This window comes from Bosea sp. (in: a-proteobacteria), from assembly GCF_023953965.1.
In the GTDB taxonomy this organism is placed as follows: Bacteria; Pseudomonadota; Alphaproteobacteria; order Rhizobiales; family Beijerinckiaceae; genus Allobosea.
In genome coordinates this window covers 1012512-1028388 of record NZ_JAMLIX010000001.1, presented here as the reverse complement: position 1 = coordinate 1028388, position 15877 = coordinate 1012512, and the positions used below count along the sequence as shown (strand labels likewise).

The following is a 15877-nucleotide window of genomic DNA, read 5'->3' as shown; positions in this document are numbered from 1 at the left end:
CACCGAAAGCGTCAACGCCGGAAGGGTCGGCCGGGTTCCGCTGGGTTAGCGGTCCTCAATGCGCCTCGTCCCAATTGCCGGCGGCCCTCGCCTCGACCGCGAGCGGAACCCGCAGCTCGACGGCCGGGAGCGGGGCGTCGACCATCACCCGCTCGATCACCGGCAGGGTCTTTTCCACCTCCTCCTCCGGCACCTCGAAGACGAGCTCGTCATGGACCTGCAGCAGCATGCGGGCATTGAGCCGCTCGGCGGCGAGCGCTGAATCCATCCGGATCATGGCGCGGCGGATGATGTCGGCGGCCGAGCCCTGGATCGGCGCGTTGATCGCCTGGCGCTCGACGAAGGCGCGCTCGGAGGGGTTCTTCGAGGCGACCGCCGGAAAATGGCAGACCCGGCCGAAGATCGTGGTGACCAGGCCATGGGCGCGCACCTGCGTCTTGGTCTGGTCCATATAGTCGCGGATGCCGGGGAAGCGCTCGAAATATTTGCGGATATAGGCGCTCGCCTCCTCGCGGCCGATGCCGAGCTGGTTGGCGAGGCCGAAGGCCGAAATGCCGTAGATGATGCCGAAATTGATCGCCTTGGCGCGGCGGCGCACCTCGCTCGGCATGCCCTGGACCGGCACGCCGAAGATCTCGGAGGCCGTCATCGCATGGATGTCGATGCCGTCGGCGAAAGCCTGCCTGAGCTGCGGAATCTCGGCGATATGGGCGAGGATGCGCAATTCGATCTGGCTGTAGTCGGCCGAGACCAGCTTGTAGCCCTTTTCCGGCACGAAGGCGGTGCGGATCTTGCGGCCGGCCTCGGTGCGGATCGGGATGTTCTGCAGGTTCGGCTCCGAGGAGGAGAGCCGGCCCGTCGTCGTCGCCGCCAGCGCATAGGAGGTGTGGACCCGGTTGGTCTGAGGGTTCACATGGCCCGGCAGCGAATCCGTATAGGTCGATTTCAGCTTGGCGAGCTGGCGCCAGTCGAGGATCTTCGCCGGCAGCGCATGGCCCTGCTCGGCCAGCTCCTCCAGCACGCCGGCGCCGGTCGCCCATTGCCCGGTCGCGGTCTTCCTGGCGCCTTCCAGCCCCATCTTGCCGAACAGGATGTCGCCGAGCTGCTTGGGGCTGCCGATGGTGAATTTCTCGCCGGCGAGCGCGTAGATCTCGTCCTCCAGCCGTGCCAGCCCCTGCGCGAAATCGCCGGAGAGGCGCGACAGGATCTGGCGGTCGATGGCGATGCCGCGCTTCTCCATCTGGGCGAGCACGGCGACCATCGGCCGTTCCAGCACCTCGTAGACGGTGGTCTTCTTCTCGGCGGGCAGGCGCGGCTTCAGCGTAAGCCAGAGCCTCAGCGTGACGTCGGCGTCCTCGGCGGCATAGTCGGTCGCCCGGTCGAGCGGCACCTTGTCGAAGGTGACCTGCGCCTTGCCGGTGCCGGCGACCTGCCCGTAGGGGATCGTCTCATGGCCGAGATGCAGCGCGGCGAGCCGGTCCATGCCGTGGCTGTTGGAGCCGGCATCGAGCGCATAGGAGATCAGCATCGTGTCCTCGATCGGGGATATCGTGAGCCCGTGGCGCTCCAGCACGATGAGGTCGTATTTCAGGTTCTGGCCGATCTTGAGCACGCTGGCGTCGGCGAGCAGCGGCTTCAGCGCCGCCACGGCCTCTGCCAGCGGGATCTGGCCGGCGAGCAGCCCCTCGTCGAACAGCCCGCCGTCGCCGCCGCGATGCTGCAGCGGGACATAGCAGGCGCGGCCGGGCGCGACCGCAAGCGAGATGCCGCAGAGATCGGCCTGCATCGCGTCGAGCGAGGTGGTCTCGGTGTCGAGCGCGACATGGCCGGTCTCATAGGACCAGGCGATCCAGCGTTCGAGATCGGTGAGCGTGCGCACGCATTCATAGGTCGAGCGGTCGATCTTGGCCGCGAGCGCCTCGTTCCTGCGGGAGGCTGCGAGATCGGCGGGCTTCAGCCAGCCGGCTTCCCCGCCCGTCGCCTCGGCCAGGGTCGCGGCGGCAGCGGGGGCGGCCGGGGTCGTGTCGGAGACGGCGTCCTCGATCGTGTCGGCACCGGCATGAAGCGCCTTCAGCTCGGCCGTGCGCGAACCGCCCGGCGCCAGCGCCGGATCGGCCTCGATCGCGCCGACATCGGCCTCGTAGGCCTCGCCGACGCGCCTGGTGATGGTGGTGAACTCCATCGCCTTGAGGAAGGCGACGAGCTTCACCGGGTCGGGCTCGACCAGCGTCAGCTCTTCGAGCGGCGTCTCGACCTTAACGTCGTCGACGAGGCTGACGAGCTTGTGCGAGAGGCGCACCTTCTCGACCACCTCCGGGTTGGTCAGCGTCTCGCGGCGCTTCGGCTGCTTGATCTCGCCGGCCCGCGCCAGCAGGGTTTCGAGGTCGCCGTATTCGCCGATGAGCTGGGCGGCCGTCTTGATGCCGATGCCGGGCGCGCCCGGCACGTTGTCGGTGGCGTCGCCCGCCAGCGCCTGGACATCGGTGACCCTGTCGGGCGTCACGCCGAAATACTCGACCACCTCCGGCTCGCCGATGCGGCGCTCGGCCCGGAAGCCTGAGCCCTTCTTCTGGTCGCCGGAGGCGGGGTCGTACATGGCGACGCCCAGCCGCACGAGCTGCATCAGGTCCTTGTCGGCCGAGACGATCAGCACGTCGGCGCCGGCCTCGCGCGCCTGCCTGGCATAGGTCGCGATCAGGTCGTCGGCCTCGTAGACGTCCTGCTCGACCGGGATCAGGCCGAAGGCGCGCACCGCCTCGCGCATCAGCGGGAATTGCGGGATGAGATCGGCCGGCGGATCGGAGCGGTTGCCCTTGTAGGCCGGGTAGATCGCCTTGCGGAACGAGTTCTCCGACTTGTCGAAGACGATGGCGAGATGGGTCGGCTTCACGCCGAGCACGCCCTCGCGCACGAACTGGAACAGCTTCGTCGCGAAGAGACGGACCGCGCCGGAGGGCAGCCCGTCCGAGCGCGACAGATATTTCCGATCCTGGTTGATCGACTGGAAATAGGCCCGGAAGATGAAGTTCGAGCCGTCGACCAGGAAGAGATGGTCGCCGGGCTTCAGGGCGGGCGCGGTCTTGGTTGTCTCGCTCATGGCGCGGACCATAAGCGGGCCGGCGCGGCCGGTCCATCGCGATGCCCCGGCGGCGCGCAAGAAGCTGTCAGGAACGGCGCGCCTACTTCACGATGGTATCGATCTCGGCGAGCTCCTCGGCCGTCAGCGCCCAGTCGGCCGCCTTGACGTTCACCGCGATCTGCTCGGGCTTGGTCGCGCCGGCGATGACGCTCGACACCACCGGCTGCGCCGCGAGCCACGAGAAGGCGAGCTCGACCAGCGTCCTGCCGCGCGCCTCGGCGAAGGCGCCGAGCCCCTCGATCCGGCGCCAGTTGTCCTCGCTGAGGATCTGGCCGGCGCGCTCCGGCTGCTTGGTGAGGCGCGCGCCTTCCGGCATCGCCGCGCCGCGCTTGTACTTGCCGGTGAGCGCGCCGTTGGCGAGCGGGAAATAAGGCAGAAGCCCCATGCCGTAATGGGCGATGGCCGGGATCAGATGCTTCTCGGCGCCGCGCTTCAGCAGGCTGTACTCGTCCTGGGCCGAGGCGAAGCCCGGGATGCCGAGGTCGCGCGCCGTCCATCGCGCGTCGGCAACCTGCCAGGCGACCAGGTTCGAGCAGCCGATATAGCGGACCTTGCCCTGGGTCACGAGGTCGTCCATCGCGCGCAGCGTCTCCTCGATCGGGGTCAGCGGGTCCGGCCGGTGGAACTGGTAGAGGTCGATCCAGTCGGTCCTGAGTCGCTGGAGCGATGCCTCGACGGCGCTCATGATGTAGCGGCGCGAGCCGCCCTTCTTCATGCCCTCGGCATCCATGTCCATGCCGAACTTGCTGGCGAGCACGATCTCCTTGCGCCGCGCGCCCAAAACCTCGCCCAGCGCCGCCTCGGAGCCGCCGCGCTCGCCATAGACGTCGGCGGTGTCGAAGAGCGTGATGCCGTGCGCGATGGCGGCGTCGACGACCTTGCGGGTCGCCTCGAGATCGATGCGGCCGCCGAAATTGTTGCAGCCGAGCCCGACGAGCGAGACGCGCAGGCCCGAGCGGCCGAGATTGCGGAATTGCATGGCGGTGGTCCTCCTCCGGAATCCGCTTACAGGACCAGAGCCGGCCCGGCTCGACAAGCGCGGCCACCGTCATCCGCGCACTGCATCGGGCGCAGGGCAAAGCCGCCGGCCGCGACAGCCGTATTTGACTTTGCGCAAGGCGCGAGGCCGGTGTTTCGGCCACGATGTTCCGAACAACTCAACCACCGGAGACCGCGATGGCCTCATCGATCAAGAGCATCTTCACCGCCTATACCGAGGAAGGCCAGGGCGAGCAGGAGTCGGCGCTCGGCTACGCTCTGTCGCTCGCGCAGCAGGCGGCCGCGCATCTGACGATCCAGGCCGCGGCGATGCGCTATGCCATACCGGCTTCCTTCGTCGGGGATTTCGGCGTCGCCTTCGTCCATGCCGAGAACCGCCGCATCGGCGTGCTGGCGGAGCGTTTCGCGGAGCTCGCGCGCACCAGCGCCGACCTCGCCGGCGTGACCAGCACGATCGAAACGCCGCGGCTGGTCTATGCCGAGCTCGGCGAGCGGCTGGTGAACCATGCCCGCGTCCACGATCTGAGCGTGCTCGACCTGGAGAAGGACGCCGCCGAGCGCGACCGCGGCCTGATCGAGGCGGCGCTGTTCGAGAGCGGCCGGCCGGTGATCATCGTGCCGCCGGGCTGCGAGACCTTCGCCGCCGGGCGCATCCTGATCGCCTGGGACGGCAGCGCCGGCGCCGCCCGCACGGTGGCCGAGGCCCGGCCGTTCCTGCCGGGCGCGGAGGTGGAGATCCTCTCCGTCATCGGCGAGAAGGACCTGTCGCGGATCGTCGCGGGGGCGGAGCTCGCGCCGCATCTGGCGCGGCACGGCGCCAAGGTCGGCGTGCGCAACCTCGCTCTTCCGGGCGGCAGCGACGTGGCCGAGGCGATCCGGCAGGCGGCGACGGAATTCCGCGCCGATCTGATCGTCTGCGGCGCCTACAAGCATTCGCGGCTGCGCGAATGGCTGCTCGGCGGCGTCACGCAGTCGCTCTTGAAGGCGACGCCGCTGCCGCTCCTGATGAGCCGTTGAGGATAAAGCCGCCGGCGGCCGCGCGGGCTGCCGGCGTTCCGCTTCAGGCCACTTCGGCCCTGAGCTTCTGCGAGCGCTTGCGCTCGTTCGGGTCGAGGATGCCCTTGCGCAGGCGGATCGATTTCGGCGTCACCTCGACCAGCTCGTCGTCGTCGATCCAGGCGAGCGAGCGTTCCAGCGTCATCCGGATCGGCGGGGTCAGGCGCACCGCTTCGTCCTTCGAGGTCGTTCGGATATTGGTGAGCTTCTTGCCCTTGAGCACGTTCACCTCGAGATCGTTCTCGCGGGTGTGCTCGCCGACGATCATGCCCTGATAGACCTTCCAGCCCGGTTCGATCATCATCGGGCCGCGGTCTTCCAGATTCCAGAGCGCGTAGGCGACCGCCTCGCCGGTCTCCATCGCGATCAGCACGCCGTTGCGGCGCCCGGCGATCTCGCCCTTGTAGGGCATGTAGGCGTGGAACAGCCGGTTCATGATCGCGGTGCCGCGGGTATCGGTCAGGAGCTCGCCCTGATAGCCGATCAGGCCCCGCGTCGGCGCATGGAAGACGAGGCGCAGGCGGTTGCCGCCCGAGGGCTTCATCTCCAGCATGTCGGCCTTGCGCTCGGACATCTTCTGCACGACGACGCCGGAATGCTCCTCGTCGACGTCGATCACGACCTCCTCGATCGGTTCGAGCAGCTGGCCGGCCTCGTCGCGGGCGAAGACGACGCGCGGGCGCGAGACGCCGAGCTCGAAGCCCTCGCGGCGCATCGTCTCGATCAGGATGGCGAGCTGCAATTCGCCGCGGCCCGAGACGACGAACGAATCCTTGTCGGAGGATTCCTCGACCTTGAGCGCGACGTTGCCTTCCGCTTCCTTGAACAGGCGGTCGCGGATCATCCGGCTCGTCACCTTGTCGCCCTCGGTGCCGGCGAGCGGGGAATCGTTGACCGAGAAGGTCATCGAGACGGTCGGCGGGTCGATCGGCTGGGCCTTGATCGGCTCGGTGACGGCGGGGTCGCAGAAGGTGTCGGCGACGGTGCCCTTCACCAGGCCCGCGATCGAGACGATGTCGCCGGCGACCGCTTCCTCGATCGGCTGGCGCTCGATGCCGCGGAAGGCGAGGATCTTCGAGATGCGGCCGGTCTCGACGGTCGTGCCGTCGCCGGAGAGCACCTTGATCGCCTGGTTCGGCTTCGCCGTGCCGGAGGTGACGCGGCCGGTGATGATGCGGCCGAGATAGGGGTTGGCCTCGAGCAGCGTGCCGATCATGCTGAACGGGCCGTCCTCGACCTTGGGCGCCGGGACGTGCTTGAGGATGAGGTCGTAGAGCGGGGCGAGCCCCTGGTCCTGCGGGCCTTCCGGCGAGGGCGCCATCCAGCCCTGCTTGCCCGAGCCGTAGAGGATCGGGAAATCGAGCTGCTCGTCGCTGGCGTCGAGCGCGGCGAAGAGGTCGAAGACCTCGTTGATGACCTCCTGCGTGCGCGCGTCGGGCTTGTCGACCTTGTTGATCGCGACGATCGGGCGAAGGCCGAGCTTCAGCGCCTTGGAGACCACGAACTTGGTCTGCGGCATCGGGCCTTCGGCGGCGTCGACCAGCACGATGGCGGAATCGACCATGTTCAGGATGCGCTCGACCTCGCCGCCGAAATCGGCGTGGCCGGGGGTATCGACGATGTTGATGCGCGTATCCTTCCAGACGACCGAGGTCGCCTTGGCCAGGATGGTGATGCCGCGCTCCTTCTCGATGTCGTTGGAATCCATGACGCGCTCGGCGACGCGCTGGTTCTCCCGGAAGGCGCCGGATTGCTGCAGGAGCTTGTCGACGAGGGTGGTCTTGCCATGGTCGACGTGCGCGATGATGGCGATGTTGCGCATGGGCATGCGGGGTCGGGCCTTGCTTTCAAGGCCACGAGCCGGTCTGGGGCGATGCCCCGCCGGCGCAGCCTGTTTCATCTGAAACTGGAGTTCGTTGCGCTGCACATAAACCGTGGCGGGCGTTTCGGCAACCGCCGCGGCTGCTGAAAGGTGAGTGCGGTCAGCTCTCCGCCAGCGCCCGCTGGCGCTCGGCCACCGCCCGGCCGACCTGGTCGATGGCGAGGCGGTAGGCGGTGAGCGCGGCGGTGTCGAGGTCGCCCGTGGCGTAGTCGGCGAGCACGCGGGTCAGGATCTGGTCCGCCTCATGGCCGAGCCGCATCAGTTCCGCCTCGTCCTCGCAGGAGCGGATGACGGCAAGCAGCGCGAGCAGTTCGTCGAGCCCCGCCATGGCGCGCCGGCGCCGGTTGGCGCTCTCGCGGCCGAGCAGCGCCGCCCCGCCCGTGCCCAGCGCCGAGAGCGCCATGGCGCCGATATAGAACCAGTCGCCGTAACGGTCGAAGAAGCTCTCCTGCTCGCCGTCGATATAGGCGGCCGCGCCCGTATGGACCGGGAGCGGCGCGTCCTTGTCGGTCGAGGGCGTCTCCAGCGCCTGCACGGCCGGCAGCTCCGCCGCCAGCGTCAGCCGGAGGTCGAGGATGTCCTTGGTCAATTCGCCGATGAGATTGTCGTCGAGCCTGCGCGCCGCGACGAGGCGCGAGGTGATCGAGATGGTCGGCAGGCTTTCGGAGGGGCGCGGCGGGTCGCCCCCCAGCGCCCCGCGGACGATCTCGCCGGTCTCGATCGCGCGGTAATGCGCGGCGAGCGCGTCGGCCTCGCGGATGGGGATCAGCACGGGATCGCCGCCCCAGGCATCGCGCAGCCGGCGCAGCGCGTCGTTGTTGGTGTGGGAGCCGACGGCGTTGATCGCGAAGAAGACGTCGATGCGCTTCTCCTTCGCCGCCGGGACGATCTCCTCCTGGTTCAACGCGACGATCTCGACCTCCTCGGGCCGGACCTCGTATTGCGTCAGCACCCGCTTCAGCAGCGCCGTGTTGCCGGCGGGCTTTTGGGCGACCCCGACCTTGCGGCCGCGCAGATCGGCGATGCGGCCGATCGCCGTCTCGGCCCGGGTGATGAAGAAGGGGAAGCTCCGGCGCGTGATCAGCACCGTGTCGGCGGTCGCGGGCATGGCGATGTCGGCGCGCAGCATGGCGAGATCGGCCTGGCCCGCATCGATCCGCTTCGCGCTGTCCTCCGACCCTTCCGTCAGGACGAGGCGCAGCCGCACCGGCGCCTTGTCGCGGGTGAGGCCCTGGACGAAGGCGGCCGCCATGCGGGCATCCTCCGAGCCGAGCGGCCCGACGGCGAGTCGCAAGCTGTGCGGCTGGCCGATATAGTAGAACACCGCTGCGGCAAGCCCGGTGAGCGCGAGCAGAACCGCCACCGCCGCCAGCCCGCGCCTGCCGATGCCCAGCCGGTTCAATCCAACCCCCCTCTTCGCCCGTCCAGCATGGCTTCCTTCGCCATCATGTCGCAAGTACGGCATGCGCCGGCGGACCGAGCGTGCTAAACGCGCGCCATGCCCATCGGTTCTCATCTCGCGATCAAGATCTGCGGCCTCTCCACGCCCGAGACGCTCGCGGCGGCGTTGGCCGGCGGGGCCGACATGGTCGGCTTCGTCTTCCATCCGAGAAGCCCGCGCTTCGTCGCGCCAGAGCGCGCCGCGCAGCTTGCCGCAACCGCGCGCGGCAAGGCGGAAATCGTCGCGCTGATCGTCGACTGGGACGAAAAGCGCGCGGCCGATCTGGTGGAGACCCTGAAGCCCGACTGGCTGCAACTGCACGGCACGGAAACGCCCGAGCACGCGGCCGCCATCGCGGCAGCGGCCGGCCGGCCGGTGATGAAGGCGCTCGGCATCGCGGGCGCGGCCGATCTCGAGGCCATCGCGCGCTATGCCGGCGCGGTCGAGCGCATCCTGCTCGACGCCAAGCCGCCGAAGGACGCCGCCTTCCCCGGCGGCCATGGCCGGCCCTTCGACTGGAGCCTGCTCGCCGGCCTCGACCCTCGGCAGCCCTTCATGCTATCGGGCGGCCTCGATCCGGCGAATGTCGCGGAGGCGATCCGCATCGCGCGGCCGGCGGGGGTCGATGTCTCCTCCGGCGTCGAAAGCGCGCCGGGGATCAAGGATCCGCTGCGGATCGCGGAATTCATCGCGGCGGCGCGCAAGGCCGCCGCGGCCATGCAGGAAGGTTTGCGCGCATGAACGCCCCCGCCAGTCCCAACAGCTACCGCAACGGCCCCGACGAGAACGGCCGCTTCGGCCTGTTCGGCGGCCGCTTCGTCGCCGAGACGCTGATGCCGCTGATCCTGGAGCTGGAGCAGGCTTATAATGCGGCCAAGGCCGATCCTGCCTATCACGCCGAGATGGCGGCGGGCTTGAAGCATTATGTCGGGCGGCCCTCGCCGCTTTATTTCGCCGAGCGCCTGACCGAGCATTTCGCCGGCGCGAAGATCTACCTGAAGCGCGAGGAGCTGAACCACACCGGCTCCCACAAGGTGAACAACGTGCTCGGCCAGATTCTGCTGGCGCGGCGGATGGGCAAGAAGCGCATCATCGCCGAGACCGGCGCCGGCCAGCACGGCGTCGCGACCGCGACGCTGTGCGCCCGCTACGGGCTCGAATGCATTGTCTACATGGGCGCCGTCGACGTCGCCCGTCAGGCGCCCAACGTCTTCCGCATGCAGATGCTCGGCGCGAAGGTCGTGCCCGTCGAATCCGGCACCAGGACGCTGAAGGACGCGATGAACGAGGCGCTGCGCGACTGGGTGACCAACGTCGCGACGACCTTCTACTGCATCGGCACGGTCGCCGGTCCCCATCCCTATCCGGCGATGGTGCGCGACTTCCAGTCAATCATCGGCAGGGAGACGCGCGAGCAGATGCAAGAGGCCGAAGGCCGCCTTCCCGATTCACTGATCGCCTGCATCGGCGGCGGCTCGAACGCGATGGGCCTGTTCCACCCCTTCCTCGACGATGCTTCGGTCGAGATCTACGGCGTCGAGGCGGCCGGCCACGGCATCGAAAGCGGGCTGCACGCCGCCTCGCTCACCGGCGGACGCCCCGGCGTGCTGCACGGCAACCGCACCTTCCTGCTGATGGACGAGGACGGGCAGATCAAGGACGCCCATTCGATCTCGGCCGGGCTCGACTATCCCGGCATCGGCCCCGAGCATTCCTGGCTGCACGATATCGGCCGGGTGAAATATCTCTCCGCGACCGACGAGGAGGCGCTCGATGCGTTCCAGCTCATCTCCCGGCTGGAAGGCATCATCCCGGCGCTGGAAAGCGCCCATGCGCTCGCTCGCGTCGCCGAGCTCGCTCCGCAAAAGTCGAAAGACCATCTGATGGTGGTCAATCTCTCCGGCCGCGGCGACAAGGACATCCCGCAGGTCGCGGAGATTCTGGCGGCGCGCTGAAATTGCACGGACGGCCTTTTGACTTCCGCTGCGGCAATTGCAAGCATCGGTGCCGGAGTGACGTTGAGAGAACGGGGCCGGGGCCATGGGGGGCAGCGGTAACGATCGCCGGCCGGGTGAAACCGGGCCAGGCCCGGTCGGCTTGCCGGTCGAACTTGCTTTCCTGGGCCGGCACGGCCTGGCGCCCTCGCATCTCGCCCGCGCCGCCGAAAGAGCCGCCCGCGGCCGCACCGAGCCCGCCCGTGAGGCGATCGCGCTCGGCCTGATCGACGAGGCCGGCTTCTATCGCGCGCTCGCCGCCGAGATGGGGCTTGCCTTCGTCGCGCGGCCGCCGCGCCTCAGACCCGGCGGCGGCCATGACGCGATCCTGCGCCAGGGCATCGCGCCGACCGCCGGCGATCCCCGCTTCCGCTTCGTCCTCGCGCCCGAGGGGGCGGCGCTTCGGCGCCTCATCGAAGCCGGGCCGCGCAACCGTGGCGACATCGCGGTGACGACGCCGAGCCGCTTCGCCGGAGTGTTGCGCCAGAGCAATGCGGGCGCGCTCGCCGAGCATGCGGCCGGCCTCGATCCTGCCGGGCTCGCGCGCGTCAGCGCCCGCACCGGGGCGAGCCGCGGCCAGGTCGTCGCGGCCGGCTGCGGCACGGCGCTTGCCGCGATCGGCGGCGCCTTCGCCCCGCTTCCCACCTTCTCCGTGCTCGCGCTTCTGCTCGGCCCGTTCTTCCTCGGCCTGATCCTGCTGCGGCTGGCGGCGGCGATCGAGCGGGCGGCGCCCGATCTCTGGCGCGGCCATCGCTGGCGGATCGACGATTCCCGCCTGCCCGTCTACACCGTCGCCGTGCCGCTCTACCGGGAGCTTAAGGTCCTGCGGCAGCTGATCGACGCGCTCGGCGCGCTCGATTATCCGCCGGCCAAGCTCGATATCCGGCTGCTGATCGAGGCCGACGACACCGCCATGCGCGATGTGCTGGATGAGATGGCGCTGCCGTCGCATTTCAGGGTGGCGGTCGTGCCGCCCGGCCTGCCGCGCACCAAGCCGCGCGCGCTCAACCTGGCGCTGCTCGAAGCGCGCGGCTCGCTCTTCACGATCTTCGACGCGGAGGATATTCCCGACCCGCAGCAGCTGCGCATGGCGGCGGCGCGCTTCCTCGCCGGTCCCGACGATCTCGGCTGCCTGCAGGCGAGGCTGGTGATCGACCATGCCGAGGAAGGCGTGCTGCCCGGCCTGTTCGCGCTCGAATATGCCGGCCTGTTCGAGGTGCTCAATCCCGGCCTGCTGCAATGGCGGCTGCCGATCATGCTGGGCGGGACCTCGAACCATTTCCGCACCGCGGCGCTGCGCGCGGTCGGGGGCTGGGACGCCTGGAACGTCACCGAGGACGCCGATCTCGGCCTCAGGCTGGTGCGCGCCGGCTATCGCATCGGCGATCTGCCCTCGCGCACCCGCGAGGAGGCGCCGGTCTCAGTCCCGGCCTGGCTCCGGCAGCGCTCGCGCTGGATCAAGGGCTATATCCAGACGCTGGTGACGCATTCGCGCGCGCCGCTCAGCCTCCTGCGCGAGGCCGGCTTCGGGGCGGCCTTCACCTTCCTGTCGCTCGCCTTCGGCACGGTCGCGACGGCGCTCGGCTTTCCGGTCTTCGCCGCAGCCGCGCTCTGCGCCTGGTGGGACGGCGCGCTGCTCGCGCCGGTCGGCGTCTTCGCCACCCTGAGCGCGACGCTCGCGCTCGGAACCTGGGTCCTGGGCATGGTCGCGCTGTTCGTGCCGCCGATCGTGGGCGCGCTGCGCCGGGACGCGCCGGAGCTCCTGCTGCTCGTCCCGCTGCTGCCCTTGTATTACGCGCTGATCTCGGTCGCGGCCTGGATGGCGCTCTACGACTATTTCAACCGCCGCTTCGTCTGGAACAAGACCGAGCACGGGCTGGCGCGCCGGCGCCCGCCGTCCTGACCGTCACGAATGCCGCAGCCATTCGGCGGCGGCATCGGCCGGCGGCTGCTCCATGTTGAAGGAGCCGATGAAGCGGCCGTCCTTGCCCATCAGATAGACGAGCGCGGTGTGGTCCATGGTGTAGTCGCCGTCCTTCAGCGGGACTTTCTTGGCATAGGCGCGATAGGCCTTGATCACCGCGTCGATCGCGGCCCGGTCGCCGCTGAGCCCGACGATGCGCGGATCGAAGGAGCCAAGATAGCTCTTCATCGCGTCGGGCGTATCGCGCTCGGGATCGACCGTGATGAACAGCGCCCTGAGCCGCTGCGCCTTGTCGCTCTCGCCCGCGGCCCTCAGCGCCTCGGAGATCTCGAAGAGCTTGGTCGGGCAGATGTCCGGGCAATGGGTGAAGCCGAAGAAGACCAGGAAGGGCGCGCCCTTCAGATCGCCGTCCGACAGCGGCTTGCCGTCCTGCGTGACGAGCGTGAAGGCCCCCCCGACGCTCGCCGTGCCGTTTCCGCCGCCCCGGCCGGGCGAGAAGGTCAGGATCGCGGCGGCGGCGAGCGCCAGCGCGCCCACCAGGAAGACGACGAGAGGCAGGACGAGACGGCGGTTCACGGTAAGGCGCTTCCCCAGGGGCTTCCAGAGCATTTTCGAGCGAAGTGGGTACCGGTTCGCGTGAAGAAAATGCGACAAAATAAAAGGTTAGAGCATTTTCGCGATTCGAAGAAACGCGGAAATGCTCTAGAAACAGGCGACGATGGCGGCGATCAGACCGTCGGTGAAGAGCCGGTCGCCCTCGCGCCACCACAGGAGCAGGCCGGCGATGAGCAGGCCGAGGAAGCCCGCGCCGATGAGCGCGAGGCCAGCCCGGCTCATGGCGCCGGTTTCGACCTGCGGTGTCGGGTCTGCCTGTGACATGGCGTCATCTTATCGCCGGACGCTTTCCGGCGGAAGCGGGCGGCGTGACGCAGGCCTGTGCGGCGGTTGCATTATGCCTGGACTCGGATGAAGTAGGGGCCGGTTCGGTGCGGGTGGCGGAGCGGCCGTGGACGGTTCGATGGAAGGGGCGCCCGGCGCGGAGAACGAGACGCTCGTCGCCGACGACAAGGTCCGGGCGGCCTGGCTCTATTATGTCGAGGGCCTGACCCAGGAACAGATCGCCGAGACGCTGGGCCTCAACCGCATCAAGATCATCCGCATGCTCGCCGCGGCGCGCACCGAAGGCCTGATCAGGATCAGGATCGATGGACGCGCGGCCCGGCAGGTCGCGCTGGAGCGCGGCCTGATCGGGCGTTTCGGCCTCGCGGAGGCTGTGGTGGTGCCGCGCGCGCGCGATCCCGACAGCACGGCCGCGCTCGTCGGCCATGCGGCGGGAACCTGGCTCTCCGACAGGCTGCGCGACGGCCTGTCGGTCGCCGTCGGCTGGGGCCAGACCCTGCATCTGGCGCTGCGTGGCATGCAGCCGCGCCCGATCGAGGGGATGTCGGTGGTCTCGCTCCTGGGCGGGCTGACGCATTCGCGCAGCATCAATCCCTCCGCCGTGGCGCGTCGCGTCGCCGATCTGTTCGGCGCGGACTGCTTCCAGCTCACCGCGCCGGTCTTCGTGGCGCAGCCCGAAATCCGTGAGGCGCTCTGGCGCGAGCCGACGCTGCGCGAGCTGCGCGACAGGGCCCGGGCCGCGGACATCGCGCTCGTCAGCGTCGGCGACGTCCAGGGGAATGCCACGCTCTTCCGCGAAGGGTTGCTGCCCCGGGCCGATCTCGCCTCGCTGCGCAAGGCGCACGCCGTCGGCGATCTGCTCTGCCACTTCATCGATGCCGAGGGCCGGCTGGTCGACCATCCCGTCAACCGCCGCGTCATGGCGGTGAGCCCGGCCGATCTCGCCGGGATCGGCCTCGTCGCGATCGCGGCCGGCGGCGCCGACAAGGAGCATGCGATCCGCGCGGCGCTGCGCGCCAGCGCGGCGAAGGCGCTGATCACCGACGAAAGCGCGGCCGAGGCGCTGCTGGCCGACGCATGATCGCGGCGCCGGGGCTGCGATTTGCGCTCCGAACCCGCCCGGATCTGAACAAATGTATTGAACGACACATCTATGTTCGATAAGGATCGCGAAGCCTGGCGGGGCGAGCGGTGCTGCTTGAAGGAAGGGCGGACGATGACGGTTGCCAAGGTGGGTCTGGGCGCGGAGCTTGCGGCGCGTGCTGAAGCACAGGGGCCCGTCACCATCGGCCTTGCCGGCGCCGGCCAGATGGGCACCGACATGGTGGTGCAGCTGGCGCTCATGCCCGGCGTCCGCCTCGGCGCCCTCTGCGAGATCGATCTCAAGGCCGCCCGCGACGCGCTGACGCTGGCGGGCCATGCGCAGGGCGACATCGCCGAGGCCGGCAACGCCGGCGGCATCGACACGGCGATAGAGGCCGGCAAGGTCGCCCTGACCCAGGATTTCAAGGCGCTCTGCGCGGCCGGCCGCGTCGATGTGGTGATCGACGCCACCGGCAATCCCAATATCGGCACGCTGATCGCGCTCGAAGCCTTCCGCAACGGCAAGCATGTCGTGATGCTCAATGTCGAGGCCGACATCACCATCGGCCGCCATCTCAAGGCGCAGGCGCGCAAGGCCGGCGTGGTCTATACCGGGGCTGCCGGCGACGAGCCCGCCGCCGCGCTCGAGATCGTCGGCTTCGCCCAGGCGCTCGGCTTCGAGATCGTCGCGGCCGGCAAGGGCAAGAACAACCCGCTCAAATTCGACGCGATGCCGGAGGAATACGAAGAGGAGGCGCGCCGCCGCAACATGAACGCGCGCATGCTGGTCGAGTTCGTCGACGGCTCCAAGACGATGATCGAGATGGTGGCGCTCGCCAACGCCACCGGCCTCGTTCCCGACGTGCCGGGCATGCACGGGCCGGCCGCGACGCGCGACGAGCTCGCCCGGGTGCTCTGCCCCAAGGCCGACGGCGGCATCCTGACGCGCAGCGGCGTCGTCGATTATTCGATCGGCAAGGGCGTCGCGCCCGGCGTTTTCTGCATCGTCAAGCCGCGCCATCCGCGCGTGCTCGAGCGCATGACCGATCTCAAGGTCGGGCCGGGCCCGTGCTACACGATTTTCCGTCCCTATCATCTGACGAGCCTCGAGGTGCCGCTTTCGGCGATCCGCGCGGTGGTCGGCGGCCGGCCGGACATGGAGCCGCTCGACCGGCCGGTGGCCGAATGCGTCGGCGTGGCCAAGCGCGACCTTCAGCCCGGCGACGTCCTCGGCAAGATCGGCGAGCGCGACTATCGCGGCTTCGCCATGACCTGGAGCCAGGCGCGCTCCGAAGGCGCCCTGCCGCTCGGCCTGGCCGAGAAGGCGCGGGTGACGCGGCCTGTGAAGGCTGGCGAGCGGCTGAGCTATGCGAACTGCGCGCCGGAGGAGAGCTTCGTCATCACCCAGATCCGCCGGCGGCTCGACCAGGCCGACGCCGCCTTCACCGACGCGGCCTGA

Annotated in this window: 12 protein-coding genes; 6 read left to right on the top strand and 6 right to left on the bottom strand. The window is 69.3% G+C overall.

Annotated elements, in window-relative coordinates:
• Nucleotides 1-55: 55 nt before the first annotated feature.
• Both polA and M9917_RS04820 read right to left on the bottom strand, forming a co-directional pair.
• Entirely contained in the window at nucleotides 56-3097 is a 3042-nt protein-coding gene (gene polA / locus M9917_RS04825) for a DNA polymerase I (protein ID WP_297251364.1), read from the bottom strand.
• A gap of 82 nt (nucleotides 3098-3179) precedes the next feature.
• Nucleotides 3180-4118, bottom strand: a complete 939-nt coding sequence (locus M9917_RS04820) for an aldo/keto reductase (protein ID WP_297251362.1) — start codon at nucleotides 4116-4118, stop codon at nucleotides 3180-3182.
• A gap of 197 nt (nucleotides 4119-4315) precedes the next feature.
• Between M9917_RS04820 and M9917_RS04815 the strand changes: the two genes are divergently transcribed.
• Nucleotides 4316-5155 carry a universal stress protein gene (locus tag M9917_RS04815; RefSeq protein WP_297251359.1) on the top strand — a complete coding sequence of 280 codons (840 nt, stop codon included), beginning with the start codon at nucleotides 4316-4318 and terminating at the stop codon, nucleotides 5153-5155.
• A gap of 43 nt (nucleotides 5156-5198) precedes the next feature.
• On the opposite strand, the gene typA is transcribed toward M9917_RS04815, so the two are convergent.
• Together typA and M9917_RS04805 are read right to left on the bottom strand one after the other, a co-directional pair.
• Nucleotides 5199-7022 (bottom strand): translational GTPase TypA, encoded by a 1824-nt coding sequence (typA, locus tag M9917_RS04810; RefSeq protein WP_297251357.1) that lies wholly within the window; start codon nucleotides 7020-7022, stop codon nucleotides 5199-5201.
• A 154-nt stretch (nucleotides 7023-7176) separates the two neighbouring features.
• A complete protein-coding gene (locus M9917_RS04805) occupies nucleotides 7177-8478 on the bottom strand; it encodes a TAXI family TRAP transporter solute-binding subunit (RefSeq protein ID WP_297251355.1) in 1302 nt (433 codons plus the stop codon).
• Between the two features lie 96 nt (nucleotides 8479-8574).
• Between M9917_RS04805 and M9917_RS04800 the strand changes: the two genes are divergently transcribed.
• From M9917_RS04800 to M9917_RS04790, 3 genes are all read left to right on the top strand, one after another.
• The gene (locus M9917_RS04800) at nucleotides 8575-9258 is read left to right on the top strand and encodes a phosphoribosylanthranilate isomerase (protein WP_297251353.1); all 684 of its coding nucleotides are present in this window, start codon (nucleotides 8575-8577) and stop codon (nucleotides 9256-9258) included.
• On the top strand, nucleotides 9255-10472 hold the full coding sequence (gene trpB / locus M9917_RS04795) for a tryptophan synthase subunit beta (RefSeq protein WP_297251351.1): 1218 nt from the start codon (nucleotides 9255-9257) through the stop codon (nucleotides 10470-10472). Before M9917_RS04800 ends, trpB begins: the two co-directional genes overlap by 4 nt.
• Before the next feature lie 142 nt (nucleotides 10473-10614).
• The gene (locus M9917_RS04790; RefSeq protein WP_297251349.1) at nucleotides 10615-12414 is read left to right on the top strand and encodes a glycosyltransferase; all 1800 of its coding nucleotides are present in this window, start codon (nucleotides 10615-10617) and stop codon (nucleotides 12412-12414) included.
• A 3-nt stretch (nucleotides 12415-12417) separates the two neighbouring features.
• Here the strand turns inward: M9917_RS04790 and M9917_RS04785 are convergent, their stop codons facing one another.
• Together M9917_RS04785 and M9917_RS04780 are read right to left on the bottom strand one after the other, a co-directional pair.
• Nucleotides 12418-13044, bottom strand: a complete 627-nt coding sequence (locus M9917_RS04785; RefSeq protein WP_297251347.1) for an SCO family protein — start codon at nucleotides 13042-13044, stop codon at nucleotides 12418-12420.
• Nucleotides 13045-13137: 93 nt separating this feature from the next.
• On the bottom strand, nucleotides 13138-13314 hold the full coding sequence (locus tag M9917_RS04780; protein WP_297251345.1) for a hypothetical protein: 177 nt from the start codon (nucleotides 13312-13314) through the stop codon (nucleotides 13138-13140).
• A 127-nt stretch (nucleotides 13315-13441) separates the two neighbouring features.
• On the opposite strand from M9917_RS04780, the gene M9917_RS04775 reads away from it, so the two are divergent.
• Both M9917_RS04775 and M9917_RS04770 read left to right on the top strand, forming a co-directional pair.
• Nucleotides 13442-14416 carry a sugar-binding transcriptional regulator gene (locus M9917_RS04775; protein ID WP_297251343.1) on the top strand — a complete coding sequence of 325 codons (975 nt, stop codon included), beginning with the start codon at nucleotides 13442-13444 and terminating at the stop codon, nucleotides 14414-14416.
• Between the two features lie 135 nt (nucleotides 14417-14551).
• Nucleotides 14552-15877 (top strand): NAD(P)H-dependent oxidoreductase, encoded by a 1326-nt coding sequence (locus M9917_RS04770; protein WP_297251341.1) that lies wholly within the window; start codon nucleotides 14552-14554, stop codon nucleotides 15875-15877.

Coding starts and splice junctions, on each gene's coding strand:
- M9917_RS04820 (WP_297251362.1), bottom strand. CDS start 4,118: ATGCAATTCCGCAATCTCGGCCGCTCGGGCCTGCGCGTCTCGCTCGTC.
- typA (WP_297251357.1), bottom strand. CDS start 7,022: ATGCCCATGCGCAACATCGCCATCATCGCGCACGTCGACCATGGCAAG.
- M9917_RS04800 (WP_297251353.1), top strand. CDS start 8,575: ATGCCCATCGGTTCTCATCTCGCGATCAAGATCTGCGGCCTCTCCACG.
- M9917_RS04770 (WP_297251341.1), top strand. CDS start 14,552: ATGACGGTTGCCAAGGTGGGTCTGGGCGCGGAGCTTGCGGCGCGTGCT.
- polA (WP_297251364.1), bottom strand. CDS start 3,097: ATGAGCGAGACAACCAAGACCGCGCCCGCCCTGAAGCCCGGCGACCAT.
- M9917_RS04815 (WP_297251359.1), top strand. CDS start 4,316: ATGGCCTCATCGATCAAGAGCATCTTCACCGCCTATACCGAGGAAGGC.
- trpB (WP_297251351.1), top strand. CDS start 9,255: ATGAACGCCCCCGCCAGTCCCAACAGCTACCGCAACGGCCCCGACGAG.
- M9917_RS04785 (WP_297251347.1), bottom strand. CDS start 13,044: ATGCTCTGGAAGCCCCTGGGGAAGCGCCTTACCGTGAACCGCCGTCTC.
- M9917_RS04780 (WP_297251345.1), bottom strand. CDS start 13,314: ATGTCACAGGCAGACCCGACACCGCAGGTCGAAACCGGCGCCATGAGC.